At 61.8% G+C, this 25727-nt stretch carries 24 protein-coding genes and 2 pseudogenes; 13 read left to right on the top strand and 13 right to left on the bottom strand.

All coding sequences use genetic code 11. The features are described 5' to 3' along the window. Positions 1 to 302: 302 nt before the first annotated feature. A pseudogene (locus tag CQ14_RS46535) lies at positions 303 to 449 on the top strand (IS5/IS1182 family transposase); the annotation flags it as partial. Between the two features lies 1 nt (position 450). Beyond that, positions 451 to 1663 (top strand): transposase (locus tag CQ14_RS20675; protein ID WP_245320432.1); only part of this gene is annotated, 1213 nt, incomplete at its 5' end. A 326-nt stretch (positions 1664 to 1989) separates the two neighbouring features. Here CQ14_RS20675 and CQ14_RS20670 read toward each other — a convergent pair. From CQ14_RS20670 to CQ14_RS20660, 3 genes are all read right to left on the bottom strand, one after another. Further along, entirely contained in the window at positions 1990 to 2493 is a 504-nt protein-coding gene (locus tag CQ14_RS20670) for a methyltransferase family protein (protein WP_057859681.1), read from the bottom strand. Positions 2494 to 2854: 361 nt separating this feature from the next. Continuing rightward, positions 2855 to 3379 carry a DinB family protein gene (locus CQ14_RS20665; protein ID WP_057859680.1) on the bottom strand — a complete coding sequence of 175 codons (525 nt, stop codon included), beginning with the start codon at positions 3377 to 3379 and terminating at the stop codon, positions 2855 to 2857. A 283-nt stretch (positions 3380 to 3662) separates the two neighbouring features. Then, positions 3663 to 4619: a hypothetical protein gene (locus CQ14_RS20660; RefSeq protein ID WP_057859679.1), complete on the bottom strand. Its 957-nt coding sequence runs from the start codon at positions 4617 to 4619 to the stop codon at positions 3663 to 3665. Positions 4620 to 4925: 306 nt separating this feature from the next. Between CQ14_RS20660 and CQ14_RS20655 the strand changes: the two genes are divergently transcribed. Next, the gene (locus CQ14_RS20655) at positions 4926 to 5744 is read left to right on the top strand and encodes a Crp/Fnr family transcriptional regulator (protein ID WP_057859678.1); all 819 of its coding nucleotides are present in this window, start codon (positions 4926 to 4928) and stop codon (positions 5742 to 5744) included. 67 nt (positions 5745 to 5811) lie between these two features. Here CQ14_RS20655 and CQ14_RS20650 read toward each other — a convergent pair whose 3' ends face one another. The 3 genes and pseudogenes from CQ14_RS20650 to CQ14_RS20645 form a co-directional block, all read right to left on the bottom strand. Next, positions 5812 to 9018 carry an AAA family ATPase gene (locus tag CQ14_RS20650; protein ID WP_057859677.1) on the bottom strand — a complete coding sequence of 1069 codons (3207 nt, stop codon included), beginning with the start codon at positions 9016 to 9018 and terminating at the stop codon, positions 5812 to 5814. 126 nt (positions 9019 to 9144) lie between these two features. After that, positions 9145 to 9222: pseudogene (locus tag CQ14_RS48265) on the bottom strand (zinc-ribbon domain-containing protein); the annotation flags it as partial. Positions 9223 to 9623: 401 nt separating this feature from the next. Further along, positions 9624 to 10049 (bottom strand): YybH family protein, encoded by a 426-nt coding sequence (locus CQ14_RS20645; RefSeq protein ID WP_057859686.1) that lies wholly within the window; start codon positions 10047 to 10049, stop codon positions 9624 to 9626. Positions 10050 to 10395: 346 nt separating this feature from the next. On the opposite strand from CQ14_RS20645, the gene CQ14_RS42395 reads away from it, so the two are divergent. The 4 genes from CQ14_RS42395 to CQ14_RS20620 all read left to right on the top strand — a co-directional run bounded on the left by CQ14_RS42395 (position 10396) and on the right by CQ14_RS20620 (position 12911). Next, complete coding sequence (locus tag CQ14_RS42395) at positions 10396 to 10611, top strand: hypothetical protein (RefSeq protein WP_082649962.1); 216 nt, start codon at positions 10396 to 10398, stop codon at positions 10609 to 10611. Positions 10612 to 10717: 106 nt separating this feature from the next. Further along, positions 10718 to 10963 carry an SEC-C metal-binding domain-containing protein gene (locus CQ14_RS47640; RefSeq protein ID WP_057859676.1) on the top strand — a complete coding sequence of 82 codons (246 nt, stop codon included), beginning with the start codon at positions 10718 to 10720 and terminating at the stop codon, positions 10961 to 10963. Between the two features lie 723 nt (positions 10964 to 11686). Then, entirely contained in the window at positions 11687 to 11869 is a 183-nt protein-coding gene (locus CQ14_RS20630) for a hypothetical protein (RefSeq protein WP_057859674.1), read from the top strand. Positions 11870 to 12482: 613 nt separating this feature from the next. Continuing rightward, positions 12483 to 12911: a hypothetical protein gene (locus tag CQ14_RS20620; protein WP_057859672.1), complete on the top strand. Its 429-nt coding sequence runs from the start codon at positions 12483 to 12485 to the stop codon at positions 12909 to 12911. Between the two features lie 56 nt (positions 12912 to 12967). Here the strand turns inward: CQ14_RS20620 and uvrB are convergent, their stop codons facing one another. The 5 genes from uvrB to CQ14_RS20595 all read right to left on the bottom strand — a co-directional run bounded on the left by uvrB (position 12968) and on the right by CQ14_RS20595 (position 18724). Then, positions 12968 to 15901, bottom strand: coding sequence for an excinuclease ABC subunit UvrB (gene uvrB / locus CQ14_RS20615; RefSeq protein WP_082649961.1), 2934 nt, complete (start codon positions 15899 to 15901; stop codon positions 12968 to 12970). 108 nt (positions 15902 to 16009) lie between these two features. After that, complete coding sequence (locus CQ14_RS48260) at positions 16010 to 16141, bottom strand: hypothetical protein (RefSeq protein WP_430650196.1); 132 nt, start codon at positions 16139 to 16141, stop codon at positions 16010 to 16012. 95 nt (positions 16142 to 16236) lie between these two features. Then, positions 16237 to 16476, bottom strand: coding sequence for a hypothetical protein (locus CQ14_RS20605; protein WP_057859671.1), 240 nt, complete (start codon positions 16474 to 16476; stop codon positions 16237 to 16239). Between the two features lie 132 nt (positions 16477 to 16608). Beyond that, on the bottom strand, positions 16609 to 17829 hold the full coding sequence (locus CQ14_RS20600) for an NAD(P)-binding domain-containing protein (RefSeq protein WP_057859670.1): 1221 nt from the start codon (positions 17827 to 17829) through the stop codon (positions 16609 to 16611). Next, positions 17819 to 18724 (bottom strand): LysR substrate-binding domain-containing protein, encoded by a 906-nt coding sequence (locus tag CQ14_RS20595; RefSeq protein ID WP_057859669.1) that lies wholly within the window; start codon positions 18722 to 18724, stop codon positions 17819 to 17821. Before CQ14_RS20595 ends, CQ14_RS20600 begins: the two co-directional genes overlap by 11 nt. Before the next feature lie 194 nt (positions 18725 to 18918). Here CQ14_RS20595 and CQ14_RS20590 point away from each other — a divergent pair, with 194 nt between their 5' ends. The 5 genes from CQ14_RS20590 (at position 18919) to CQ14_RS20570 (ending at position 23585) form a co-directional block, all read left to right on the top strand. Continuing rightward, the gene (locus CQ14_RS20590) at positions 18919 to 19680 is read left to right on the top strand and encodes a sulfite exporter TauE/SafE family protein (RefSeq protein WP_057859668.1); all 762 of its coding nucleotides are present in this window, start codon (positions 18919 to 18921) and stop codon (positions 19678 to 19680) included. A gap of 29 nt (positions 19681 to 19709) precedes the next feature. Next, a complete protein-coding gene (locus CQ14_RS20585) occupies positions 19710 to 19946 on the top strand; it encodes a hypothetical protein (protein WP_057859667.1) in 237 nt (78 codons plus the stop codon). A gap of 177 nt (positions 19947 to 20123) precedes the next feature. Next, positions 20124 to 21839, top strand: a complete 1716-nt coding sequence (locus tag CQ14_RS20580; protein ID WP_057859666.1) for a hypothetical protein — start codon at positions 20124 to 20126, stop codon at positions 21837 to 21839. Between the two features lie 203 nt (positions 21840 to 22042). Next, positions 22043 to 22750: a glutathione binding-like protein gene (locus CQ14_RS20575; RefSeq protein WP_057859683.1), complete on the top strand. Its 708-nt coding sequence runs from the start codon at positions 22043 to 22045 to the stop codon at positions 22748 to 22750. A 142-nt stretch (positions 22751 to 22892) separates the two neighbouring features. Further along, positions 22893 to 23585 (top strand): glutathione S-transferase family protein, encoded by a 693-nt coding sequence (locus tag CQ14_RS20570; protein WP_057859682.1) that lies wholly within the window; start codon positions 22893 to 22895, stop codon positions 23583 to 23585. 7 nt (positions 23586 to 23592) lie between these two features. On the opposite strand, the gene CQ14_RS20565 is transcribed toward CQ14_RS20570, so the two are convergent. After that, positions 23593 to 24081 (bottom strand): hypothetical protein, encoded by a 489-nt coding sequence (locus CQ14_RS20565; RefSeq protein ID WP_057859665.1) that lies wholly within the window; start codon positions 24079 to 24081, stop codon positions 23593 to 23595. Then, positions 24078 to 24662, bottom strand: a complete 585-nt coding sequence (locus tag CQ14_RS20560) for a hypothetical protein (RefSeq protein WP_156435197.1) — start codon at positions 24660 to 24662, stop codon at positions 24078 to 24080. Before CQ14_RS20560 ends, CQ14_RS20565 begins: the two co-directional genes overlap by 4 nt. Positions 24663 to 24971: 309 nt before the next feature. On the opposite strand from CQ14_RS20560, the gene CQ14_RS20555 reads away from it, so the two are divergent. Further along, positions 24972 to 25619, top strand: coding sequence for a VOC family protein (locus tag CQ14_RS20555; RefSeq protein WP_057859663.1), 648 nt, complete (start codon positions 24972 to 24974; stop codon positions 25617 to 25619). Positions 25620 to 25727 lie beyond the last annotated feature (108 nt).

The raw sequence follows: 25727 nt of genomic DNA, 5'->3' as shown, positions 1-25727 counted from the left end.
GCATCGTACTTCATTTTACTCGAGAAGAGCCTGTCGTCTCCGTAATGATGAATCTAATGATGCTTATTCTCTGTTTCTCCACCGGATGGTTTTTTGGCGCTTTGGCCGGGACAGTGAAACGGGCTTGAAGCGCCGCAGTCAACGCAAAGCGAAACAGTGCATCAGGCTGTGGCCGCCGACAAGCTGCCATGACCTTGGCATCGTCCTGTTGATTTCCGGTTTTGGCCGATTTTGTTGCAAAAGTCAGTTGAGACAGGCCGTGAAGCGTGATTCCGTTGTGTTGACGCGATTCTCGGTGGNCCATGATGGGCCGTCTGAAGAGTGACCAAGGTCAACTGTTCTACGAGTTTCATCTTGGCGACGCGGTTCCCGAAGATCACCTAGTGCGCGAGATCGATGTTGCTCTCGATCTATCCTGGCTTCGCAGCGAACTTGCACCTCACTATTCGNCCCGTCGATCGATCCGGAACTGATGATCCGGATGCTGGTCGTGGGGTATGTGTTTGCGATCCGCTCGGAGCGACTGATCTGCCGTGAAGTGCAGGTGAACTTGGCTTATCGCTGGTTCTGCAGGCTCGGTATCGAGGACGCTATCCCGGATCATTCGGCATTTTCGCGTGCCCGCAACGAGCGCTTCCGCGAGGGAGATGTTTTCCGCCGTGTGTTCGAGCGGGTCGTCGAGGCGTGCATCGCAGCCGGCCTGGTTGGCGGCGAAGGCTTTGCCGTCGATGCAAGCCTGATTGCGGCCGACGCTAACAAGCAACGCTCGATCGCAGGTCTGGATTGGCGCAAGGATTGCGATCCGGCGAGGTCCAGCCGTGCGGTGAAGGAGTATCTGGCGACCCTCGACGATACGGCGTGGGGCGCCGCCAGCGACGTTGTGCCAAAGTTCGTCTCGCCATCTGATCCTGCGGCGCAGTGGACCGGCGCTCACAAGGGACCGGCATTCTTCGCTTATTCCGACAACTATCTTATCGACGTGAAGTTCGGCGTCATCGTTGACGTTGAGGCCTCCCGCTCCATTCGGCAGGCCGAGGTCGGCGCCGCAAAGACCATGATCGAGCGAACAGAGGAGCGCTTCGGCCTCAAGCCTGAACGGCTTGTCGGAGATACCGCTTACGGGGCAGCTCCCATGCTGAACTGGCTGGTCGAGGAGAAAGGCATCGCGCCTCATATTCCCGTGTTCGACAAATCGAAGCGGGACGACGGCACCTTCTCGCGTGGCGACTTTCGATATGACCCGACGAGCGACGTCTACCACTGTCCTGGCGGGAAGCGACTTGGCACGAGTGGTACCGTGCATGAGGGCAAGACGCTTCTGTATCGCGCCAGCAAGCTCGACTGCGATGTATGCCCGCTCAAACCGCAGTGCTGTCCGAAAGACCCAGCGCGCAAAATCCCGCGCGACATCCATGAACAGGCCCGAGACGTTGCCCGTTCGCTTGTGGACACTGAAGCCTTCGAACAGTCACGCCGTGAGCGTAAGAAGATCGAGATGCGGTTCGCACACCTGAAGCGTATCCTGAAGCTCGGTCGGCTTCGATTGCGCGGTCCACGAGGTGCTCAGGACGAGTTTGTTCTGGCCGCCATCGCCCAGAACCTGCGGCGGCTCGCGTCGCTGGTCGCTCGTCCACCACCCGCTCAGGCTCTGTGCATCGCGTAGCGTTAGAGTTGCGTAGAGAGTGTCAGGATCGGCGGAGCAAAGCCGGTCGTCCTTAGCGAAATGGCCGAACGATCCATCGGTAGCAGCTGACTTTTGCAACAAAATCGGCCAGATTCGGTCCTCATAATGCGCCGGCGCAGACGGCCGGTCTTCCTCCGGGATCGGAAAGACACGGCGTGCGGAGCAGTTGCCCAGCCCATGCGTTATTTCGACCTGGCGGCTAAGGTAGTGGGCCCACCGGGGCGAGGCCGCTAGGCGCGCTTGCTACGCTTCGCCATCTGGCACTGTTTGTTGCAGCCGGCATCGAGCCGCTTGCAGCGATTTCTTTATGCGGCTCGCCATGGCGTCAACCGCGGAATCCAGCGCGGCACATTGGTCCGAAAGCTCTCGTACTCCGTGCCGAATGTTTGCTTGAGCGTCGGTTCTTCGTACATCACCACAAAGACATGAAAAAAAAGCCAGAGTAGCGCGCCGTACCAGAGGAGACGCCAGTCACCAAACAAAAGGGCCTGACCAAAAATGACTGCGACGACCGCGATGTAGATCGGATTTCGCACGTAGCGATAAAGGCCAGTCACTACGAGCTTTTGTGTCGGCGCGATCGGGGCGGGCGTCCCCAGTCCCTCCAGCGCAAAACGGGCAAATGAATCCACAAGTCCGGGCACTCCGACGAGGATCAATATACCGCCGAGGATGCGGGTTAGACCGACGCCGAAAAGAGCTGGCCGAAATTCCCACTGCGTGACCCACCAGGGGACGAAGCCTGCCAGCACCAACGGCGCAATGACGAAGAACAGAGCGGAGCCCAAGACGGCAATTGCTTTCGACATTGCGTGCTCCCACGACCTGACAAGAATAGCTTAGCAAATCCCTTTCTGCTACGAGCATTGAACGCGGCAACCAGTTGTCCCGGCCGTCGAGTTCTCTCCACCTCGCTTCTGATCTTCAGGCTGAGTTCCGGTATGGGTCACGAGCCGTAATACTCACGACGAGCAAATAAAGTCGGCTCTGCCCTCGAAAGGAGATCCTAGCGAGGGGGCTGCTAATTTCGTCGCGTCGGGCCAGACGGCTTCGCTGACGCGGTCAGGTCAATTTTCAACGCAAACGGCTTGGCAGCCAACGACCAGAATTCGCAGAGTTTCTCTTCTCGTTGGAACCGCGCCCAAATAGGCCTCGCTACACCCGTCCATGTTAGATCAGTGTTTTGAGGTCAGGCGCTGTGCCGCCCCGCTGAAACACCAGCAAGTCGAGTGAAGGTGGTTCGCCACCCGTCAGGATCGATAAGCACGCATGTGCTTGTCCGCGATGATGAGTCTGGTGATTGAAGAGGTGCAACAGAATATCCGCGAGGACCTGAGACTGCGGCATCCCGGAGGTTGTCTTGTAGCCATGGAGACTGGCAAGCGTCGCTTCGTCGTACTGATCGACAACCGCCATCAACCGATTGTCTTCATCGATACGAGCCTGGGTTAATTCGGCACGGTCTTCATACAAAATAGCGTCGAGACGATCCGGATGGTCGCCTTCGCCGGTCAGCCGTTTCAGCCAGAGGCGGTCGGTCAGCAGCAAGTAGTTTAATGTGCCGTGCAGACTGCCGAAGGAGACGCCGATGTGAAGACGATATGCCAGATCCGACAGGTCAAGTGCAGCGGCATACAGGCGCGCATTGGCCCAGCGATTATAGGCGGCGAGTTGCCGAAACTGGGAGATGGTCATGATTTTGTCTCATAGCCGTACACGAGGCATTCTCGCCGTTGAAACGCAGGACACCAGGTTGGCATGACGAGACGATCAACAGTCACGCACCGATGGCCGCTGGTATCAGCGACAAATTGTCGAGCATGGAAGACATTGTGGCCCTGATCGATGCCCGCGATGGGCCACTTCCGGACTCATGCATCGCAGCAAATTGCGCTTCATTCGATCACCCCGTCGGCGCAGCCGAGCAGCGGGCGCGGCACGATGCAGCCAAGCATGTTGCGGGCTTTGAAATTGATGATCATCTCAGCGTTCGTAGCTCACTGCCATGTGGTGATGGGGCACCTGAGGCTTGCCGTTCCTTCGCTTCGTAGTATTCGGCTGAGAACTTGATGGACCATCGCGTGAAAAACGAGCGCAATTGCCTAGTGGACTTTTCGACGCCGAAACGTTCGGCGACATGCGCCTCGCGCAGCCATCTCACCGCCGTTGCGAGGCCAGTGGTGCGCTCGAGCCTCTCAACCGCCGCGATGCCGACGATCTCGGCCTGCCTGTAGCGAAAACCGACCTTCTTGATGACATACACGCGCTTGAAGGTTTCAAAGCCCTTGGCTACGAGCTGAACGAATGGATGTTTTTTCGCCTGCGGCCAGGCCGCCGGATACACAGGGAGCACCAAAAGCTTGCTCTTGGCGATGACCGTTGCTAGCGGATGCAAGAGTTGCGTCCAAGCTGGCCAGGACGTGACCTTGGCAAGCAATACTGCGTGCATAGCCGTTGCAGCCCCGAAAGAGATCGGGAGCCAAAGTACCGCGCCCAGGATCACGACCAACGCGGTGCTCGGCGTGAGATGCCGGCATTTTCGGAACACCCATGCCATACCACCTTCAAAGGCATTATGTACAGTTTGTTCGAACGCCCGATAGCTAATCTTCCGCCGGAGCCACGACCAGTTCCGGCGGATCGACATACTCCACTGTCGACGTTTCGTTTCGGAAAGGGGAAGGAAGCGCAACGCGCCGTTTATGACAGTAACGGTGACATTGCCAAGAACCTTGGCGGCGAAGAGCGGAAGCCAGACAATCTGCATTACTAGAGGGAAGGCGTAGTCGAGCAGCCGCATCAAGATCGAAAGAATGAAACGAAGGATTTTATTGGCGGCGAGCGTGATGAAAACAAGTGGGATGATTATCACATCGTCGAGGGCACCGCGGAAGCGGCTTTCCTCCATCCATATCGGGTGATGATAATCGGCCACGGTGCATGTTTCCGCGCGGAAGACAAGGATCGTTCCGTTTCAAATTAACACACTGGAGGGGTCTGGGGTGACCTCATTTACTAGTCGTCGAGCGGCAGCCGCAAGGGGACAAACTCGGAGGCGCCAGACGGCAAATGCCCTAGTCCGCCGCTCTAGCACATGGGCAATTGCCGAAACCGCCGCTCGGGATAAATTAATCGATTGCATTGAGACGGCTAGCAATCTTACTCAAACGGTGTCCGGCTTCGATTGTCAGTATCCGAGATGTCCGACGAATACCGACGGCTTTGCGCGGGGGATGATCCGATGAAGTCCAGCAGTGCAGATTTTTCGACGATACTAGACCGCATTCTCGATACGGCGGCGGACAATCTCAGGATCGCAAAGATCCTGGTTCAAATGGGTCTCGATCCCAACAACATCACCTACGACGCACTGTTCAGCCGGCTGCTGGAAATCGTGCTGGCCAACATCACGTTCGCCAACATGTTCGCCCTGGTTGGCGCCATCTTCTTCGTGGCTACTTTGCTTATGCAGACGATGGTGCCGCTGCGCGTCGCGAATATGACCGGCTGTACATTCTTCGTCGCCTTTGGCGCGCTCTCCGGAAACGTGGCGACTTTTCTCCTGTACCTGCTGTTGCTGCCGATCAATGCCGTTCGCCTCCGTCAAATGCTCAATTTGATCAAGAAGGCACGTATCGCGACGGAGGGCGATACCTCGATGGAGTGGCTCAAACCGTTCATGACCGAGCGCAGATACCGCCGGGGTGACCAATTGTTCAAGAAGGATGATGCAGCTACCGAGATGTTTCTGACGATTACGGGAAAGTTTTTGGTCACGGAAATCAGCGTCGAAATTCCGCCGGGACGTCTCATGGGCGAACTTGGCTTCCTTACCCCTAATAAACGGAGAACCGCGACGGTCGAATGCATTGAGGACGGGCAAGTGCTGACCATAACTTATGACAAGCTGCTCGAGATCTACTTTCAGAATCCGCAATTCGGCTACTACTTCCTCGTTCTGACCAGCCAGCGTCTGCTCGAGAACATCTCACGGCTGGAAGGAATTATCGCAGAGGCGAAAGTCGCGCGGCAGACTGCAGCCACGGATGACATAGCCTAACCCTCTCCGCAGGAAGCAGATCACCTCTTCCGCAAAACAGGACATCGCCTGGTGTGCTTCAAGGCAATCAGAATTCGGGCTGGCAATCATGATTACCCTGACTCGACTTCCATGCGCTTAGTTCGTCAAGTAGGGCCGCCGCTTTCTTCAAGTCGGGTGTGTCGAAGCCCTCGGTGAACCAACCGTAGACCTGCGCCAGGAGACTGCGTGCTTCATCGCGCTTGTCCTGGTCGCGCCAGAGCCGGGCGAGGCTGATGGCGGAGCGAAGTTCCCAGAGCTTTGCCTCCTGCTGGCGCGCGATCGCGATGGCGTGGCGAAAGTCGGCCTCCACGTCGGCCTCAACGCCTTGCCGGGTGGTCCGCAACAGCTGGCCTCGGCGACATCGCAATTCGGCCTCGAACCACCGCACGCCCGATTTCTCGGTTAGAGACAAAGCCTCACATAGTCGGCCGAGCCCGTCTTCGGGCGCCCCGGTCTTCACGTGCGCCGTGGCAAGCTGCGCGAGGTAGAACGGAAGCGTCCACGCCGCGCCGGACGCCTGGAATCTCTCGATCCCGAGCCGCAGCAGATCCATCCCGGCGTCTGTTTCGCCGGCCTCGACCATGGTCCAGCCGCGATACGCCGTTCCCATCGCGAGAAAGAAGGCAAAGCCCTGCTCGGTAGTAAGCGCAATGAGCTCATCCGCGAGCCGGCGCACGGTCCTGGGATCGTCGAGTACGAAATACAGCCGGCAGGCGACGCTTAATGCGAATGCGAGGCTGATCGGGTGCGACAGCTCGCGCGCCTCTGCCAGGGCTTGCCTGCTCCGCGTCCGGGCCTGATCGACGAAACCCAGAAGCCCGAGCGTCAGCGACAGGAAGGAGAGCATCGCCACGCTGGCGTTCTCGGCGAACAGAACCGTCAGAGACCGATGCCGCGTGGGATCGTAAAGTGCGAGCCCCTGCTCGAGATGCGCGCGCGCCAAGCGCAGCTCTCCGCGATGCAGCCAGCTATCGCCGACCGCCCGATGCCCGGCCACCAGGGCGGCCCTGTCGTTTTGTCGTCCGGCCAACTCGAGCAGTTCTTCGGCGGCACGATGCGATAATTGCGTCTCGGCGCGCACATGGTGATGGACGAACTCACCCCACAATGCCTTGAGCAGATTCGGCGTGTCGTTCAGCAGCTCGCAGAGATGACGCGCCCGCGCGTAGGCCTTTCCGGTCTCTTCGGCCGCATGGCCCTTCGCGGCGATCAGCGCGCCGCCGATTGCGAGTTGAAGCTGGAGTTCGGTGCGTTGGCTCTCGGCGGCGTCCGGTAAATGGGACAACAGATCGAGCGCCTTCTGCATCTGTCTGATCGCTTCTGCCGTGGCTGAGCGCGCTTTGGAGCGTTCGCCGGCCTCCTGCCAATAGGAAACTGCCTTCGCGATCAGGCCGGCATTTCCAAAATGGTGCGCGAGGATCTCGGGTTGCGCTTCGGCGCTCGTCGCGAACTTCTCCTCCAGTGCGCCAGCGATACGGGCATGCAACTCACGACGCTGGCTGCGTAGTAGCGTGCCGTACGCCGCATCCTGCACCAATGCGTGTTTGAAGAGGAAACTGGCCTCGGATGGTTCGCCGCGCCGGAACACCAACCCGGCCCCTATCAGCCGGTCTAGCGCCAATCGCAGCTGGCTCTCACTCCGGCGCGCGGCGGCGGCGAGCAGATCATAGCAGAACTCCCGGCCGATAGCCGCGCCGAGCTGCGCGACCTCCTTCGCGACCGGGCCAAGCCGGTCGAGCCTCGCCATCAGCGAGGCGTGCAAGGTGGGCGGCACCGCGAGGCCCGGGAGTGGCGCAGTGGTGACGGCGCGCTCGACCCCCGCGGCACCCGCTTCGAGCACAGCCTTGGTCATTTCCTCGACGAACAGCGGCACACCATCCGTTCGCTCGGCGATCTCAGCGACGAGCTCGGGCGGAAGTCCCCGGTCGCCAGTCATGCTCCGGATCAAGGCGGCGCCCGCTTTCTGATCAAGGCGGTTCAGAACCATCGTGCTGACGTGTGACCTCCCGGTCCATACAGACTGAAACTCGGGGCGGAAGGTGATCAGCGCCAGCACCGGCAGCGTGGCCACCCGATCGATGGTCCGGTCCAGCAACTCGCGCGAGCTCGGATCGATCCATTGCGCGTCCTCGAAGACCATCAAGACCGGCTGCCGCCGGGCAAGACCTTCAAGCTGCCGAAACAAGGCATCGAAAGTCTTTTCTTTCTTTCGCTGTGGCGTGAGGGCAATCGGCGGATATCGTTCGCCCGTCGGGATAGATAGCAGCTCGGCTATAATTGCTATGTCTTCGTCGGGCGGCAATGCCGGGGACAGCAACGCCTGCAGCTTGTTGAGCCTGTGCTCCGGCGTGTCCTCGCGCTCGAAATCGACGGTTCGCTGGAGCTGAGCGATGAAGGGATATAGCGCGCTGTCCTGATGATGCGGAGAGCAGAAATATCGCAAGCCGGTGTGCGGCTCGCCCCCGATGCGCTCCTGGAGAGCCGCGACAAGGCGCGATTTGCCAATTCCCGGTTCGCCCGCCAGCAACACGACCTGGCCACTGCACGCCTTGGCCCGTTGCCAATGCTGCATCAGCAGCTCGAGCTCCTCCTCGCGCCCAACCAACGGCGTGAGCGCTGCCGCATGGAACGCCTCAAAGCGGCTTTCCGCTTTTCCCTCACGCAGCACCCGCCAGGCGCGCACCGGCGCGGCAAAGCCCTTCAGCGTCACCGCGCCGAGATCCTCGTAATCAAAGAGCCCGCCGATGAGCCGCCGCGTATCCTCAGCGATTACCACCCCGTCGGGCTCGGCGAGCTCTTGCAGTCGGGCGGCCAGGTTCGGCGTTTCGCCGAGCACCGCCTGCGACTCGGCGGCCTCGCTGCCGATGAGGTCCCCCACGATAACGAGACCAGTCGCGAGCCCGAGGCGAACCCGCAGCTCGAGATCCGGTGGGGCGCTCGGCGCGTGCCGGGCCGCGGCAATTTCAAGCGCAGCGCGCACCGCACTCTCGGGATCGTCCTCGTGCGCTGAAGGATAACCGAACAGGATCAGCATGCCATCGCCGATGTAGCGGCTAACGGTGCCACCGTACTTGCGGACGATCACCGCCGCGCCATCGCGGTACTCGGCGATGACCTCCCGTAGATCTTCCGGGTCGAGCTTTGTCGCAAGCGCCGTCGAGCCGACGAGGTCGCAGAACATCACCGTGAGTTGGCGGCGCTCGGCGGAAGAACTTGGCGTGGATGAAAACGCAGAGGGCTCCGTGACCAGCATCGCGGCGGATGTCGACGCTCGAGCCCCTGCCGATAGTAGCGCGGCTGCCGTCAAGGTGAGTGCTGCGCCGCAGTCACCACAGAACCTTTTACCCGACGGGTTGTCTGCTCCGCACGCGGGACAGCGCAAGATTAGCGGCGCGCCGCAGTGGCCGCAGATCTTGTTACCTTCCGGGTTGACTCTGCCGCAGCTCGGGCAATCCATTTCGCACCCGATCAAATTGCTGATCTACACGAGCTCTCATCGGTTTCCCTCTAAGAGCGAACCTTCAGAGCGTGACATTGCTCTTTGAGTTCCGGCAATTCCGGGCGAAAGCAAGTGGCAAGCTTCTTGGCTGTTGCTTTGCCATTTCGAAAGCAAATGCCAGTCGTGCGATCAGGACCAGTTTGTGCACGGCAAGCTCCCTACGAGAAAGGGATATTCGCACCACGACTTTCAGCGAAATTTTAGTCTAACCCGCCCGCATCAAATGTGCGCCGTTTCACATCTTGCGGCCGTTGTCCCCTCCTAACCGCCTCAGGCTTCAACTTGCACGAGATCCGAGCCCAGCAGGCACATCGAGAACGTGCACGGCGCGCCAGAATCTTCAAAACCTGCGGCCGATCCTACTTTCCCTCGTTCCATATGTCGGTGGTGAGCTTCCAGTCATTTCCGACCTTTTCCCAAACCACGACGTACTTTCCCGTCACGTCCTGCGGGGTCGCTCCCTTGGTCTTCAGGGCGAATGTGCCGATCTCGCGTGCCGCCGAAGGGCCAAGCGGCTTGACGTCGACGGTTGTGAGCTTCGGATCGCCAACCTGCTCCGCCATGCCTTTCCACATGACCTCGATGGCCGGCCGGCCCTGCACCATCGCAGACCCGGGCGGCAATGCCGTCGCATCAGTGGTGTAGAGCGACGCAATCCCGGAGAAGTCGCCCTTGTTGAAGTACTCGATGAATTTCGCGTTGATCGCTTCAATCTCGGCTTTCTGGGCCGAAGCCGCCGCGGTCAACGAGATCATGAATGCAATCACCAGTGCTATGCTGCGCATGATCATCTCCACTCATTGGACGGTGCGAATGCAGACGCGGATGTCGTCTGGTCTCGAAGTGGATGCGTTGAATGCCAGCATCCCAGACCGGGTTTGGCGGAACAGCAATTCCGGGGAATTACCGTCAGCAGCATTGACGAACCGGAGCGGCGCGACGCCTTGGAACGAATTTCCCGGAAGATCTGCGGCTGTTGTTCTTCCATGCGAGGCTGCTGACATCTGATGATGCTGCCGGTACCGGCATTACCAGCAATCGCTCTACAGGTACGGCAACCACTCTGGCGCAGCCGCAACTCCGATCCGCTAGATCATCACGGTGCCCACATCCAACCGGACGGAGAAAAAGATGATCTGGAAAAGCATCGTCAGCCCCCGTGCGACCGCACCTGTTTCCGCGCGCTGGACCGCCATATCAGGCTTTGCTCGCAAGACGGCTGAGACAGTCTCCGACTTCGCCGGTATCGCTCGCAACCTGGTTCTGGACATACGCGATAGCTACCGGCCCGAGCTGCACTACATGCGCGGCCCCGGCCCGAAATGGCGCGCAAAGCATCAGCCTTAACCAAGGTAGCCTTGGCCAAGATCCTGGTGAAGCAGGCCGCAACGCGCGCCAAACCTGTTGGCGGCTTTCGGAATGACCAGCGTTGTGATAGCTACGCCGCGCGGCAATGGGCCGCGTTTCAACCAACGGCGGTGTGCCATGTGCAAGCATCGCGATCTCGAAAACCTCCCCAGCTTTCAGCATCACGCGTAAGCGGCGGAAGTCCTTCCCTTCGGAAACCCATGTCAAGCGCGGGCGGCGTATCGTCCATGGCGATGTCGAGCTGATCGAAAAGCTCGGCCGCAACGACCTGTGCCCGTGCGGCTCCGGACGCAGGTTTCAAGGCCTGCTGCATGCAGTCCGGAGCGTATGACGGATCGAACCGGGATTATTACTTTCAGGGAGTAGCCGCCGACAGGCGGCGATCTTACCACGCGTCATTCCGGGCGCCGCGAAAGCGGCCAGCCCGGAATGGCTTACCCCTCAAAACAGGAGCCGTACGGTTTGTTTTCGTTCGGCAATGACAGAACGCAATCTTCCGCAAGGAAATTCACGATCCGATCGAGATTGATTGAGAAGCGAACTTTAACCGTTCAGCTTACGACGCGCGTTAGCAGCGGTATTTCCAACCAAACGTTTGACGCCGAGCTGTTGCGCTTTTGTCACCTCATTTCAAGCGCGCAGTGCCTATAACGAACCTGAGGGCAATCGGCATGTTCGACATATACGTTCGTGGAAAAGGCGAGCTTCTGGTGATCCGACGAGGAGCGCCACTGCCTGCGGGATTAGCAGGCGGCTGGAGGAAGAAGCGGGCGGCGCGCGCTGTCAGCGCCGAGATAAGCGGTGTGGTTATGCGGGAGGGCTTCTACACACGCTCACGGATGCCGCTGATCGATGCGTCCATGGACGTACGAGCCAGTTAGAGACGGAACGCCTCGGGTTGGGAAAACCGATAAACTGGATCGCGCTTATCGCTCGGCGAATTTGGGGCGGGTCACCAGCAGCATCTCCCAACGCCAGTCCGGCTTAACATTTGTTAGTTCAGCTCCCTGTTCTCCGTGCCACCGTCACGGAAAATTAAGACAGGCAGGGGACGATGAAGGATTATCAAACCCATCTGGAGAAGCTGCGTAAAGACGCGGCCGAATGCGCGCTTGTCAGGGACCTGGCTACCGACAAAGCGAAGCGTGAAATGTTCGACCGGCTTGCGCGGCATCTGGAGCAACTAGCCGACGAGGTTGAGCGTGTGATGAATGCTCGAAAGACCGGCTCAAGGTAGCGGATGCGAGTATGCGGGCAAAAGCGCTACTCACTCTGCTGGGTGCCACTGCACTCGCGGCTTACACGGTAGGCCGCCACAGCAGTCCCGTTGATACGCCAGTCGCGGCGGCCGCGCAGCCGCGGCCCCCGGTCGCCAAGCCCGTTGCCTTCACGGCGTCTGTATCGCCACCTGTTGCAGCGGCCGCGACCTCAAGCGCTGTGCACGCCATCAAGGCGCCACTCGAGAAGGCTACGGCCACCCACGCCCCGGAGAAGGCCGCACCGTCTGAGATCAAGCGCAAGCCGAGGTCGCACTGACTGCCGCGGCTATCGATCCTCATCAGGGCGAGCCGCAGGCCGGGCGCTTGTCCTGACGACGACATCCGTAACGGAAGAGCGTGCGGCTCGCGGAGTGCCTGTTCCCCTGCGGAGTGATCGGAACCACAATTGGATTGCGAGAAGCAATCTCCGCCTTTGGTTCCACCTGCGACTCAGTCTTACGAGTTCCAGTCGAGGAACCGAAGTTACCGAACTTTGCGCCCAGACAATGCCACGAACCTGAACAAGCCTGTTGCAGCTTCGCGCATCACGCAAAGCGATCCAAATCGATTTGCTCGAACCCAGGGGTGGACATGAAGTATGTGACCGGATTCTTCGTGGCAATGCTGCTGATCCTGAATGTGTCAGAGGCAAGTTCTGCAGTACGTATCACCAATGATCGAGGCGGTCAGATCGGGACCTACATCGTCAAATATCAGCGCCTGGCCTCATCGGGCGAATCCGTGATCATCGATGGTCTCTGTGCCTCGGCATGCACCATGGTTCTCAGCGCGCTCCCTCACGATAGAATCTGCGTAACGTCGCGCGCGACGCTCGGCTTCCATGCAGCCTGGAATTTCGGCGCCAATGGTCGCACCTTCACTGATCCCGAAGCAACCTTGATGCTGTACTCGACCTATCCGAGGCCGGTGCGTCGCTGGATCGCTCGCAGGGGCGGTCTCACTCCTCACACGATCTTTCTGAGCGGAAGGCCGCTGCAGGAGATGTATCGATCGTGCTGATCAGGCACGCGGCACGAACGAGCTTCAATGCAATGCCGTAACGGCTGTGGAAGCAGCTACCGCTTCTTCCACCCACCCCTATGCCCCGGCGCTCCGCCGCTCGACCGCGGCGCGGGTCCGAACTCCTGGCCTGACTGACGCGAGTCCGTTGGCTGGAAGATCTTGCTGCCGGGGGCCATGTCCGGCTTGCGCGGTTTGGCGCCGCCGGGGCGGTAGGGCAGGGATTCCGGGCCGTGCATTTCGTCGAGGTGGGGCTTGTGGACCTTTGAGCTGGTCGGACTCGTGGAGGGAGCGCTGCTGCGGCTGGACTTGAGGGCGGTCTGCACGCCTTTCTTTTTCATGGCGCTGACGGGGAGGTTGGCGGCGTCGCCGTATTTTTTGGTGCCGGCGTAGGCGCCGGCCTGCTTCTGCACATTCCGCTGCTTCGCCGTGGGATCGTCGACGACGGCCATTTCCGTCGCGCGCAGGCGTTTGACTTCGTCGCGCAGCCTGGCGGCTTCCTCGAAATTCAGGTCGGCGGCGGCTTCTCGCATGCGGGTTTCGAGGTCGGAGAGAACCGCTTCGAAGTTGTGGCCGATGCTGATGACGTCATCCGCCATGCCGCCGTCGCCGATTTCGACCAGCACGTGGTCGCGCTCGTAGACGGAGTTGAGGATGTCGCCGATCGACTTCTTCACGCTCTCCGGCGTGATGCCGTTGGCCTGGTTATATTCGACCTGCTTCTCGCGGCGGCGGTTGGTCTCCGCAATGGCGCGCTCCATCGAGCCGGTCATCTGGTCGGCGTAGAGGATCACCTTGCCGTCGACGTTGCGCGCGGCGCGGCCGATGGTCTGGATCAGCGAGGTCTCGCTGCGCAAAAAGCCTTCCTTGTCGGCGTCGAGGATCGCGACCAGTGCGCATTCGGGAATGTCGAGGCCTTCGCGGAGCAGGTTGATGCCGACCAGCGCGTCGAAGGCGCCGAGGCGGAGGTCTCTGATAATCTCGATGCGCTCAATCGTGTCGATATCGCTGTGCATGTAGCGGACGCGAATGCCCTGCTCGTGCAGGTACTCGGTGAGGTCCTCCGCCATGCGCTTGGTCAGCACCGTGATCAGCGAGCGATAGCCGGCCGCTGCCGTGGCGCGGACTTCGCCGACGAGGTCGTCGACCTGGGTGCGGGCGGGGCGGATATCTACAGGAGGATCAATGAGTCCGGTGGGGCGGATCACCTGCTCGACGAACACGCCGCCGCTTTCGTTCAGCTCCCAGCCGCTCGGCGTCGCCGACACCGCGACCGATTGCGGGCGCATCATGTCCCATTCCTCGAACCGCAGCGGACGGTTGTCCATGCAGGAGGGCAGGCGGAAGCCGTATTCGGCGAGCGTCGCCTTGCGGCGGAAGTCGCCGCGGAACATGCCGCCGATCTGCGGCACGGTGACGTGACTCTCGTCGGCAAACACTAGCGCGTTATCGGGTACGTATTCGAACAGCGTCGGCGGCGGCTCGCCGGGGCGGCGTCCGGTGAGATAGCGCGAATAGTTCTCGATGCCGGCGCAGCTTCCGGTCGCCTCCATCATTTCGAGGTCGAAGGTGGTGCGCTGCTCCAGCCGCTGCGCTTCCAGCAGGCGGCCCTGGTTGTTGAGCTCGTCGAGCCGCTGCTTCAATTCTGACTTGATGGACTTAATGGCCTGCACCAGCGTCGGCCGCGGCGTCACATAGTGCGAGTTGGCGTAGATCTTGATGAATTCGAGATCGTCCTGCTTGTGGCCGGTGAGCGGATCGAATTCCTCAATATTTTCCACAGTGTCGCCGAACAAATTCACGCGCCAGGCGCGGTCCTCATAGTGCGCCGGGAAGATGTCGATGACGTCGCCGCGCACGCGAAAGGTGCCGCGGGTAAAGTCGGCTTGGGTGCGCTTGTATTGCAGCGCGACAAGGTCGGCGATCAATTGCCGCTGGTCGATGCGCTCGCCCTTCTTCAGCGCGAACGTCATCGCGGTGTAGGTCTCGACCGAGCCGATACCGTAGATGCAGGAGACCGAGGCCACGATGATGACGTCGTCGCGCTCGAGCAGCGCACGCGTCGCCGAGTGGCGCATGCGGTCGATCTGCTCGTTGATCGAGGAGTCCTTTTCGATGTAGGTGTCCGTACGCGGCACGTAAGCTTCGGGCTGGTAGTAGTCGTAATAGCTGACGAAATACTCGACGGCGTTGTCGGGAAAGAAGTTCTTGAACTCGCCATAGAGCTGGGCGGCCAGCGTCTTGTTCGGCGCCAGGATGATGGCGGGGCGCTGCGTCGCCTCGATCACCTTGGCCATGGTGTAGGTTTTGCCCGAACCGGTGACGCCGAGCAGCACCTGGGTGCGGTCGTTGCGCTCGATGCCCTCGACCAGTTCGGCGATCGCGGTCGGCTGGTCGCCCTTCGGCTGGTATTCGGACTTGATCTCGAAGCGCACGCCGCCTTCGGATTTCTCCGGGCGCGGCGGACGGTGCGGTGTCCACACCTTCATCGAGCCGTCGTCCTTGCGGAATTCCGGACGGCCGTCGCGGATCAGGTTTTCCAGCGCATCGGCGGTGGCCTTGACGCCGAGCGCTTCCATCTTGTTGCGCGGCGGGCGGGCGAGGGCTTCGTCGTCGTCTTCCGCCGTGGGCAGGCCGAGCTGACGCGCGATTTCAGGGTCGAGCGTCGGGATGGTGGCCGAGGTGCCGTAGTTGGCCTGCGGGGCTTCTTCGAGGCCCTGCGCGGCATCGCGTTTCGCGACGTCATCGCTCGTTCCCTTGGTCGAGGCCCGCGCGCGATGCGCCGCCGCTTCGCCGCCGGCGCGGCGGTCCCAGGAATTGTCGGGCGGCGGCTGCAGGCCGGTGCCCGAGCCCATGCCGGCGTCGCCGCGGTTGAGCGCGGGATTGAGCAATTCCGCCAGCGCCGGCCCGATCGGCTGAACGTCCGGCCGGTGCGCCTTGGATTTGGGGGATTTGCCTGATTTTTTGGGAGTGTCGGGTTTCTTCGCCATGCGGCGAATATGGGACGAGTCAGCCAGCGAGAAAAGGGCAAACGGCTGCGCAAAACCGTGCGCTTCCGCCTGTCAGCAGATGTCAGCAAGAGCAGGAACCGCGCAATCTCAGACCAGCAGGTCCCCGGTATCTTTTCTGGCCGACGCCGCCTTGACGATGTTCAGATGAATCCCGCCGCAGCGTGTGCAACGCATGGTCCAGTATTCGGCGCCGGCGCGGCCGAGGATGATGCGCAGCACGGAGAGCGGGGCGCTGCAGTCCGGACAGTTGGAGAGCACCGGCGTCGCCTGCAGGGTCTGCTCGGCGGCGGGGATGGGTAGTTTGCCGACCAGGGCTAGGTCGGGCTTTCCGCGGGCCTTGCCGGGCTCGCGGTGAACCGCGGGCCGAAGCGATCGATGTGAGCTTTCGCGTCCGCGATCGCCGCTTCCGGATCCGACCACGCGAAACCGACTTCGAGGGTCGGAAAGGCCATGCCATCGATCACCACCGGTTCCTGATCGGCCCGTTGAATCCTGGCGTGCCATAACCCTCTCCCTGCTTCGAACGACTGTATTTCAAAGCCGCCATAGATCATGGCGCGACCCCCGGAATTGCCCATGTGGCGAGGAGAGCACGGCGCGGGGAAGGGAGGTGTGAAACAGTTCACATGCAGGGGAGTTTTTCGGTGAGTTCCGGAGCGGTGGCTCACTCCCTCGGAACAGATACTTCACCGGTGTCCCAGAATGTGATCCGCCAGCACCACGGCATCGTCGCCGACGCCCGACAGGAACGAGGAGTTCATCTTCGACAGCCATTGCAGCCCGAGGAAATACAGGCCGGGCACCGCAGAGATGCCGTTGCGGTGAACAGCGTCGCCGCGTGCGTCCGTTACCTGGATATCGATCCAGCTGAAATCGACGCCGTAGCCGGTGGCCCAGATCACCGATGCGATGCCTTCGGCGGCGAGGTCGAGACGCGTCAGCGGCGCGGTGACGCTGGGCGGGTCGGGAAGCGTGGTGCGGGCGCCGGTCTCTTCCGGCAAGTCGAGGTGGCGGCGTTTGACATATTCATCGACGGTGTCGAGGAAGGTGGTGTAGGCGATGTCACCGTCGTGCAGCGACTTCTCGAGGCCCGGCGCAATCTCGATCACGCCACCATTCGCGGTGTCGAGATGGCCAACGAGGATCATGCCACGGGCAGCGTAGTCGCGGAAATCGATGCTGCGGCCGCCATAGGCGCCGGAGATGACAGGGCCGAGGCGCGCAGGCCCGCGCTCCTCCGGCGTGATCTGGTCGAACTGCATTTCGGCGAGCCACCAGATCAGGTCGCGGCCGCGGTAACGGCGCGGCAGGCGGCGGTGCCGTCCGACCGAGAGATAGACGCGGCGGCCGGCCTCAAGCAGCTCTTCGGCGATCTGCGCGCCGGATGCGCCGGCGCCGGCCACCAGCACCGCGCCCGGCGGAAGCTGCCCGGGATTCTTGTAAGCGGAGGCATGAACCTGAAACACCGGCAGGTCGGCCAGCAGGTCCGGGATGACGTTGCGCTGATAGGGACCGGTGGCGACGACGACATTGCGCGCCTCGATCGTGCCGTCCGTGGTCTCGGCGAGAAAGCGTCCGTCCTCGCGCTGTGACAGCCGCGTCACCTCGACGCCGCAGCGGATCGGCGGCGCGACGAACGCGGCATAGGCCTCGATGAACCGGATGATGTCGGCGGTGTCGGAAAACCCGTCGGGATCGCTGTGCGGAAACGGAAACTCCGGCAGCCGCACCGACCAGTTGGGAAACTGGAATTTCAAGCCGTCCCAGCGTTCGCTGCGCCAGCGTTCGGCGATGCGGTGGCGCTCGACCACCAGATGCGCCAACCCGCGCTGCTTGAGGCGGTGACTCATCGTGAGCCCGGCCTGGCCGCCGCCGATGACGAGCGTCTTTACTGTTTCAACCGGCATGTCTCTGGCCCCTGCGGCGGGTGGCGGGTTCTGCCGCCGCGCGGACAATCCAGCGCCGGAACGCGGCGAAATCGCGCTGCCCTGTGCTGAACCCCCGATAGACCAGATACCAGCGCATGCCTTTCGGCACACTTAACGCAAAGGGGGCGACCAGCCGGCCGGCGGCGAGGTCGTCGTCGATATAGGGCCGGATGCCCATGGCGACGCCGAGGCCGTCGACCGCGGCCTGCAGCGCCTGGCCGTAAAACTCGAATTCCGGCCCCCGGGCGGCGATGCGGGCCGTGCCGGCGGCCTCCAGCCATGCCGGCCAGTCGTCGGGGGAATGGGCCACCCGCAGCAGGGTCGGCCCCTTCAGGTCGGAAGGCCGTTTCAGCGTGTTGGCCAGCCGCGGCGCGCAGACCGGCAGCAGGTCGGCGGCGAACAGGGGCTCGGCAATCAGGCCCGGCCATTCGCCGCCCCCGAGCTTGATGCCGCAGCTCCAGTCCTCGCCAAACGGCACCGCGGCGCCGCCGGTGGTGATGCGGACGTCGATATCGGGCTCCTGTTTGCGGAAATCGGCCAGCCGCGGGATCAGCCATTTCATCGCAAAAGTCGGCCCGACGCCGATGGTCAGCACGCGCACGCTTGAGGGCGCCGTCACCTGCGCGGTCAGGCTCGCCAGCGCGTCGAAGATCGGGGTCAGCCCGCTCTGATAGGCGCGCCCCGCCGCGGTGGTGACGAGGCGGTTGGCCTTGCGCTCGAACAGCGCCACCCCGAGCCGCTTCTCCAGGAGGTGCACCATCCGGCTGACCGCGGCGGCGGATACGTTGAGCTCGGCGCCGGCGGCGGCGAAGCTGCCGCTGCGCGCCGCCGCTTCGAACGCCTTGATGCCGTTGAGAAAGAGCAGCCGCCGCACGTAACCCTCAGGAAAACTGATGCCAGAGCAAGATAACTCAGTTTGCGTGAGCGCGACAAGCGAGGCACAAGAATGGGTAAGAGCCTGGGTTGAATCGGTGCGGCAGGTTTCAACCTCGCCCCGCGCTTCGCGGGGAGAGGGAGCAGGGGCAGCGCCTGTGCCTCAACCTGAATGGCCTGCGCAGGAGATTTCGCGTGACGCCGCTGATGATTGCAGCCCTTGGTGCCCTGATGGTCGCGACAGCGTTTCTGTCGGGGCTGTTCGGCATGGCCGGCGGGATGATCCTGATCGGCGTGCTGCTGTTCCTGATGCCGCTGCCGACCGCGATGGTGCTGCATGCGATCACGCAGATGGCGTCGAACGGCTGGCGCGCGTTCCTGTGGCGGGCGCATATCCGCTGGCGGCCGGTGTTCGTTTATCTGATCGGCTGCGCGCTCGCGCTCGGCCTCTGGTCGCTCACCCGCTATGTGCCGGACAAGCCCATTGCATTGTTGCTGCTCGGGGTGACGCCGTTCATGGCGCGGCTGATGCCGAAGAACCTCAAGCCCAACCCTGACAGCATTGCACAGGGATCGTTCTATGGCTTCATCTGCATGGGGCTGATGCTGATGACCGGCGTCTCCGGTCCCTTGATGGATACGTTCTTTCTCGGCGGCAATTTCGGCCGTCGCGAGGTGGTCGCGACCAAAGCGACCTGCCAGGTCGTGAGCCATTTCACCAAGCTGATCTATTTCGGCGGCATCATCGATCAGGCCGCCACCCTCGATCCGGTGCTCGCCGGCGTCGCGATCGTCGCCTCGATGCTCGGCACCACGCTGGCGCGGCGCATCCTGGAAGCGATGAGCGATGCGCAGTTTCGCACCTGGGCGAACCGGCTGATCACGACGGTGGCCGGCTATTACATCCTCTACGGCGGCTGGCTGCTGTTCACGCGCAACAGTGCGCTGGCGTTCTGAATTGCGCCGCTACTGACGCGGAGGCGTTGATGAGCGAAACGACGGATCCCCTGGTGCTCGATCTCGTCGAATGGATCGCGCGCGAGCCGAGGCCTTATTCCGAGGTGATCGAAACCTGGCGCACCTCGTGCCCGCGTCTGACGATCTGGGAGGACGCGGTTGATCGCGGCTATGTCGCGCGCCAGCCGGTGGCGGGCGAGGGCGTGCGGATTGCGGTCACCGCGCGCGGCAAGCAGTTCCTGCACGACAACCGGCGCAGCCGCTGATCCGAGAGAACCTCCGATCACACAAGTTTTCGTGAATGTGGCGGCGGCAACACTCGGCCGCCCTCCGATCGCCTATTCAGTTTGACATCGTAAGGTTGCGGGACCCAATGCGATCTTTGCGATCAGTAATTGTGCTTGACCAAATATTGCGCCGGCGCGAGGCAAAGGAGTTTTGTCATGCCGAACATTGCGGATATGAAATGGTTCAAGGAGAATTTTCACGCTGAAGTCGAACGCGCGATTGCGGGGACGCCGTTCACACTCGATCTGTTGGTCGCGCTGGCCTGTCAGGAGACCGGCGACGTCTGGCCGATCCTGCGCAAGAAGCCGCAACTGACGCTGGACCGTATCCTCGCGCTCTGTGTCGGCGACACCATCGATTTCAAGCCACCCAACAAGGGGCGCAAGGCATTCCCGAGGAACAAGGCCCACCTGCTGTCGGTCCCGAGGGGCGACAAGATGTTCGCCATCGCCCGTCAGGCGTTGGTGGAGATGGGACAGCTCATTCCGGGATTCCCGGTGTCGAACCAGAGCAAGTTCTGCCGTGGCTTCGGCATGTTTCAGCTCGATCTGCAATTCTTCAAGGAAGATCCGGACTACTTTCTCGAGAAGCGCTACGAGAAGTTCAGCGAAACGCTCGGCAAGTGCCTCGGCGAACTGACCGCCAAAGCGAAGAAGATCGGCCTGCTCAACAAGCCGTCACTGACCGACATGCAACTGACGGCGGTCGCGATCGCCTACAACACCGGTAACTTCATCCCGAGCAAGGGTCTGAAGCAGGGACATTTCGACGGCCATAAATTCTACGGCGAGCAGATTTTCGACTTCATCCGCATGGCGCACACCGTGCCGGTGCCGGGCGGCACGTCGGTGTTGCCGCCCCCGCCGCCCAACGGCGCCATCGTGCCGCCGCCGACGCCGGTCGAGGCCACCGGGCCACTTCTCACGGTCAAGACAGAGCTTACTCCGTTACGCGTGCGCAGCGAGCCAAAGATCAGTTCGCCGGCGACCAGGAACGTGATCGCGCAACTGCCGGACGGTCATCCGGTGCGCGCCGTTACGGGCACCCCGGTGAAGAAGTTCATGGAAATCGAAACCAGCCTGGTCGGCGCACATATCCGCGGCTTCGCCTCCGCAGATTTCCTTGTTCCGGCGCCGGCCGACGTGACCGAAATCCCGGCGGTGGCGTTGATGATGGACGCGCCGACGAGCGGCATCGTCGAAGTCATCATGCCGCGCCGGCGCGGCCTGATCACCAGGCGGACGGAGATTGCGGGCGCCCATTCGCTCAACGAGCCCGACATGCCGACCCGCAAGGGCCAGACTCCCGAAGAGCTGCGGAGCAGCCTCAACGCGATCATCGACTATCTCGCTTCCGACAAGGCGGCACACAAGCGCTACAAGCCGCGCAACGGCCTGACCTTCTGCAACATCTACGCGCACGACTACTGTATCCTGGCCGGCGTGTACCTGCCGCGGGTGTGGTGGACGCCCGGCGCCATCGAGCGCCTGGCCCGGGGCGAAAAGGTCGAGCCGCTGATCGACAACACCATCATGGAGATGCGCGCCAATGCGCTGTTCCGCTGGCTGCGCGACTTCGGGCCGCGTTTCGGCTGGCGTCAGACCAGCACGCTGACCAAGCTGCAGCAGGAGGCGAACATCGGCGCGGTCGGCCTGATCGTGGCGCGCCGGAAGCAGGACGGCAAGTCGGGCCATATCGTCGCCGTGGTGCCGGAAACCAATGACCACCGTGCGACGCGCAACGCCGCGGGCGAAGTCACCAGGCCGCTGCAAAGCCAGGCCGGCGCCCGGAATTTCCGCCGCGGCACCGGTACCCTCAACTGGTGGAAAGGCGATCAGTTCGCCGAAAGCGCATTCTGGCTGCACGCTTGAGCCGGACGGATCACGCCTCGCCCGCGATCGAACGCGCGGGCGAGGCGCAGTTCCTCTCCTGCATATGCTTCCATCGCAGATCAACTCGCCTTGAGGCGCAGCCGCCGGCCATTGACTCGATGGCCGTTCTGCGATGAATTTCATGCAATCGCATGTTTTTTTGCGACAAGCGTGAAACGCAGCAAGCAGGATGGGATCGCCGCATGATCGACCTTCATTACTGGACCACGCCGAACGGCCACAAGATCACGATGTTCCTCGAAGAGACCGGGCTTCCGTACAAGATCTTTCCGGTCAACATCGGCAAGGGCGAGCAGTTCAAGCCGGAGTTTCTGGCGATCGCGCCGAACAACCGCATTCCGGCGATGGTCGATCACGCGCCGAAGGGCGGCGGCTGGCCGATCTCGATCTTCGAATCGGGGGCGATGCTTTTGTATCTCGCCGAGAAGACCGGAAAGTTCCTGCCCGCCGATCTCTACGGCCGCTATGACGCGATCCAGTGGACGTTCTGGCAGATGGGTGGGCTCGGGCCGATGGCCGGGCAGAACCATCACTTCAGGAACTATGCGGTCGAAAAAATCAAATACGCCATCGACCGCTATGTGAACGAGACCAACCGGCTCTACGGCGTGTTGAACAAGCGGCTATCGGATCGCGAGTTCATCGCCGGCGATTATTCGATCGCTGACATGGCGAGCTATCCCTGGGTCGTGCCGTACAAGAACCAGGACCAGAACATCGACGATTTTCCGCATCTGAAGCGCTGGCTGGAAACCATCCGCGCGCGGCCCGCGACCGAGCGCGCCTACGCCAAGGCGAAAGAGGTCAACCCGAATTTCGGGCAGCCGGTGAACCGCACCGAGGAGGAGCGCAGGATCCTGTTCGGCCAGACCGCGGCGGTGGTGCGGTAGGACGCGGGCGGCCCCTCACGGTCATTGCGAGGAGCGAAGCGACGAAGCAATCCATTTTTTTCCATATGGAGACATGGATTGCTTCGCTTCGCTCGCAATGACGGTTCTTGTTTTGGGCACGCGCTTCGCACAGAATGTCGACATGACTCTCAAACTCTTCGAACTCGTCGGCATTGATCCATCCCGCCCGTTCAGCCCGTACTGCTGGCGCACGCGCATGGCGCTTGCGCATAAGGGACTGTCGGCGGAGACTATTCCGTGGTGCTTCACCGAGAGAAGCGCGATCACAGCGCACGGTTCGGAAAAAGTACCGGTGCTGCTCGACGGAGACACCGCGATCGTCGATTCCTGGGCCATCGCCAACTATCTTGAAGACACCTATCCGGGCCGTCCTTCACTGTTCGGCGGCGAGGGCGGCCGCGCGATGGCGCGGATGCTGAACTGGTGGGGTGACGGCGTGATCGGCGCCATGTTTCCGCTGATCATTGCCGACATCCCGCGCAACCTGAAGCCGGAGGACGCGGCCTATTTCCGCCGGACGCGTGAGGCGCGGTTCGGCAGGAAGCTGGAAGAGATCATGGCCGGCCGCGACCAGGCGGTTGACGGCTTTCGCAAATCACTCGACCCGCTGCGGCTGACGCTGAGGACGCAAACCTATGTCGGCGGCGACGCACCGAACTATGCGGACTATATCGTGTTCGGCGCATTCCAGTGGGCGCGGGTCGTCAGCCCGTTCAAGCTGCTGATGGAAGACGATCCGGTTCATGCCTGGCGCGAGCGGCTGTTCGACGGCTTCGACGGGCTGGCGCGCAAGTCGCCGGGATATCACGGGTAGGGCTCGCTCAGCCTTGGCAGCCTTTTCCCGTGATGCGCTCGTTCTTGACCACTGTTGCCACCAACTTTTCCGCCCCACCCCTGAAATCCGACGGCTTCAGGTAACCCCTGGCGTAAGCGTCCTGCGTCAACCTATCAATGCGCCGGTCGTCGGCCGTCGACCATTGTGCGGTGATGTAGTCAGCGCCGGCTTTGCCGAAGTTTTCGGGATAGGCCTTCGTCTGGTTGTTGCGATGGTAGTAATACTCGTTGAGGCCGCTGATGAATTGCTTGCGATCGTCGCCGCTGCAACGGCTGCCCCACGGCATGTCGAGCGCGTTGATGGCGGATTGTCGCTGCTTGTCTCGGCCTTCCACCAGATATTTCTCGTTGGGGCCGTACGCCCGGCCGTCGCCTTGCGGCGCTTTCGGCGCTTCCGGCTGTCTTGCCGGGGCGAGCACCCATACACCGATCTGCCAGACCACAATCGCACACAATATCAACGCCAGTTTGTTCATCGGAGGTCCCTCGCGCTGGCCCCCGTTTGCGACCCACAAACAGAAGGGCCTGCGCCGGCCATGGGGACGGGATCGCCCCACAGGCCGGGACCCGCAAACTGAAGCATGTCGAATTGAACCGAGGCTGGAAAATCCGTTTTGACGATTCCGGGCTGCAGGAACGCCCGCAAGAGGGCGTCTTTGACACGCAGATCGAGTGGGGTCGAAAAGGCTGCGGCCGCGGCGTTCAGCTTCTCGTCGGTGCAAAACATCTTCACCGGGCAATTCAGCTTGGCTTGCCAGGCGCGGGTATAGGCTGTCAGCGCCTCGATGAGATTCTTCTTCATGGCGCTGTTGCACGGTGACATCTCGAAGCCGGTGGCGGCCTGCAGGACTTCCTGCCGTATCCTGTCGAGCGACGGATTCGTGTCCTTCTGCGCGGCGCTCTCCCGCCGCTTGCGCTCGTCATCCATGGCGCTCGTGTCTGCGAATGTCGAGGTGATCGCTGGCTGCAATGAGCTGACGCTTACCGGCCCGGACCATTGCATGGGAAACCCGCGCGCGGCCCACGATACGGCGGCAAAGGAGGTGGCGAAGGCCATGGCGACATAGAAAAACAGGCGGGTCATCAGCTCGCTCGCGCAAAAGTGCGCTAGCAAGCTATGTGCAACCCCTTAATGAATCGATTTTTGCGGGCTTTCGGCAGGTCGAAAGGTAATGCGACGGTAAACGCATTGCGGGGTTTTCTCGGAGAATTGGAGCCTTGCAATGCGAGGCGGCGCAGCCGGCGCTGGCCGCCGATTGACAGCGGCGCGGCGGACCGTCATCCTGCTGGCGCTGCATGTAGGGCGCATCGGCGTCAAGCTGAAGGGGCAATGCCCACCTACGCGACATCTTCAGTAGCTGCGCCCATGCCCAATCTCGAAAATCTTCGCAAACAGGCCAAGCTCATCCTGCGCTGGCATCGCGACCGCTACTATCCGGTCGCCGCCCAGATCAGGTCGGGCTTGCCCCGCTTCGGCCAGATGACCGATCCTGAAATCCTGTCGCACAGCTTCAAGCTGAGCGATGCGCAGGAACTGGTCGCGCGGCAGCACGGGTTTGCGAGCTGGCAGGCGCTCAAAACAGGATTGCCCACCATGCCTGACCATGCAGACACAACTTCGACCGCGACCTACATCACCGCCGCCGAGCCGCAACTCTTCGTCGCCGATATCAAGACGTCCTGCGATTTCTTCACGGGCAAGCTCGGCTTTTCCGTGGACTTCATTTATGGCGAGCCGCCGTTTTATGCGCAGGTCGTCCGCGACGCGGCGCGGATCAACCTGCGCTGCGTCGCCGCACCATTGATCGATCCCGAACTGCGCGACCGCGAAGAATTGCTAGCCGCTTCGCTCACGGTCGCGAGTGCGGAGGAGATCAAAAACCTCTTCCTCGCGTTTCAGTCGGCAGGCGTGACGTTCTTCCAGACGCTGATGCGCCAGCCCTGGGGCGCGCGCAATTTCATTGTGAAGGATCCGGACGGCAATCTGCTGCTATTTGCAGGGCCTGCGGAGTAAGTTTCGTAGGGTGGGCAAAGCGAAGCGTGCCCACCCTCACGAGCGCGGCGATAGATGGTGGGCACGGCGCAAGAGCGCCTTTGCCCACCCTTGTAATAGCGCAATCGG

Origin of the sequence: Bradyrhizobium lablabi, from assembly GCF_001440475.1 — a bacterium.
Taxonomy (GTDB): Bacteria; Pseudomonadota; Alphaproteobacteria; order Rhizobiales; family Xanthobacteraceae; genus Bradyrhizobium; species Bradyrhizobium lablabi.
This window is presented reverse-complemented; position numbering and strand designations above follow the sequence as displayed.

Bases quoted from the DNA above. Each gene is read 5' to 3' on its own strand.
- CQ14_RS20670 (WP_057859681.1), bottom strand. From the start codon at position 2,493: ATGTCGAAAGCAATTGCCGTCTTGGGCTCCGCTCTGTTCTTCGTCATT.
- CQ14_RS20665 (WP_057859680.1), bottom strand. From the start codon at position 3,379: ATGACCATCTCCCAGTTTCGGCAACTCGCCGCCTATAATCGCTGGGCC.
- CQ14_RS20655 (WP_057859678.1), top strand. From the start codon at position 4,926: ATGAAGTCCAGCAGTGCAGATTTTTCGACGATACTAGACCGCATTCTC.
- CQ14_RS20650 (WP_057859677.1), bottom strand. From the start codon at position 9,018: ATGCTGGTCACGGAGCCCTCTGCGTTTTCATCCACGCCAAGTTCTTCC.
- CQ14_RS20645 (WP_057859686.1), bottom strand. From the start codon at position 10,049: ATGCGCAGCATAGCACTGGTGATTGCATTCATGATCTCGTTGACCGCG.
- CQ14_RS42395 (WP_082649962.1), top strand. From the start codon at position 10,396: ATGATCTGGAAAAGCATCGTCAGCCCCCGTGCGACCGCACCTGTTTCC.
- CQ14_RS47640 (WP_057859676.1), top strand. From the start codon at position 10,718: ATGGGCCGCGTTTCAACCAACGGCGGTGTGCCATGTGCAAGCATCGCG.
- CQ14_RS20630 (WP_057859674.1), top strand. From the start codon at position 11,687: ATGAAGGATTATCAAACCCATCTGGAGAAGCTGCGTAAAGACGCGGCC.
- CQ14_RS20620 (WP_057859672.1), top strand. From the start codon at position 12,483: ATGAAGTATGTGACCGGATTCTTCGTGGCAATGCTGCTGATCCTGAAT.
- uvrB (WP_082649961.1), bottom strand. From the start codon at position 15,901: ATGGCGAAGAAACCCGACACTCCCAAAAAATCAGGCAAATCCCCCAAA.
- CQ14_RS20605 (WP_057859671.1), bottom strand. From the start codon at position 16,476: ATGATCTATGGCGGCTTTGAAATACAGTCGTTCGAAGCAGGGAGAGGG.
- CQ14_RS20600 (WP_057859670.1), bottom strand. From the start codon at position 17,829: ATGCCGGTTGAAACAGTAAAGACGCTCGTCATCGGCGGCGGCCAGGCC.
- CQ14_RS20585 (WP_057859667.1), top strand. From the start codon at position 19,710: ATGAGCGAAACGACGGATCCCCTGGTGCTCGATCTCGTCGAATGGATC.
- CQ14_RS20580 (WP_057859666.1), top strand. From the start codon at position 20,124: ATGCCGAACATTGCGGATATGAAATGGTTCAAGGAGAATTTTCACGCT.
- CQ14_RS20575 (WP_057859683.1), top strand. From the start codon at position 22,043: ATGATCGACCTTCATTACTGGACCACGCCGAACGGCCACAAGATCACG.
- CQ14_RS20570 (WP_057859682.1), top strand. From the start codon at position 22,893: ATGACTCTCAAACTCTTCGAACTCGTCGGCATTGATCCATCCCGCCCG.
- CQ14_RS20565 (WP_057859665.1), bottom strand. From the start codon at position 24,081: ATGAACAAACTGGCGTTGATATTGTGTGCGATTGTGGTCTGGCAGATC.
- CQ14_RS20560 (WP_156435197.1), bottom strand. From the start codon at position 24,662: ATGGCCTTCGCCACCTCCTTTGCCGCCGTATCGTGGGCCGCGCGCGGG.
- CQ14_RS20555 (WP_057859663.1), top strand. From the start codon at position 24,972: ATGCCCAATCTCGAAAATCTTCGCAAACAGGCCAAGCTCATCCTGCGC.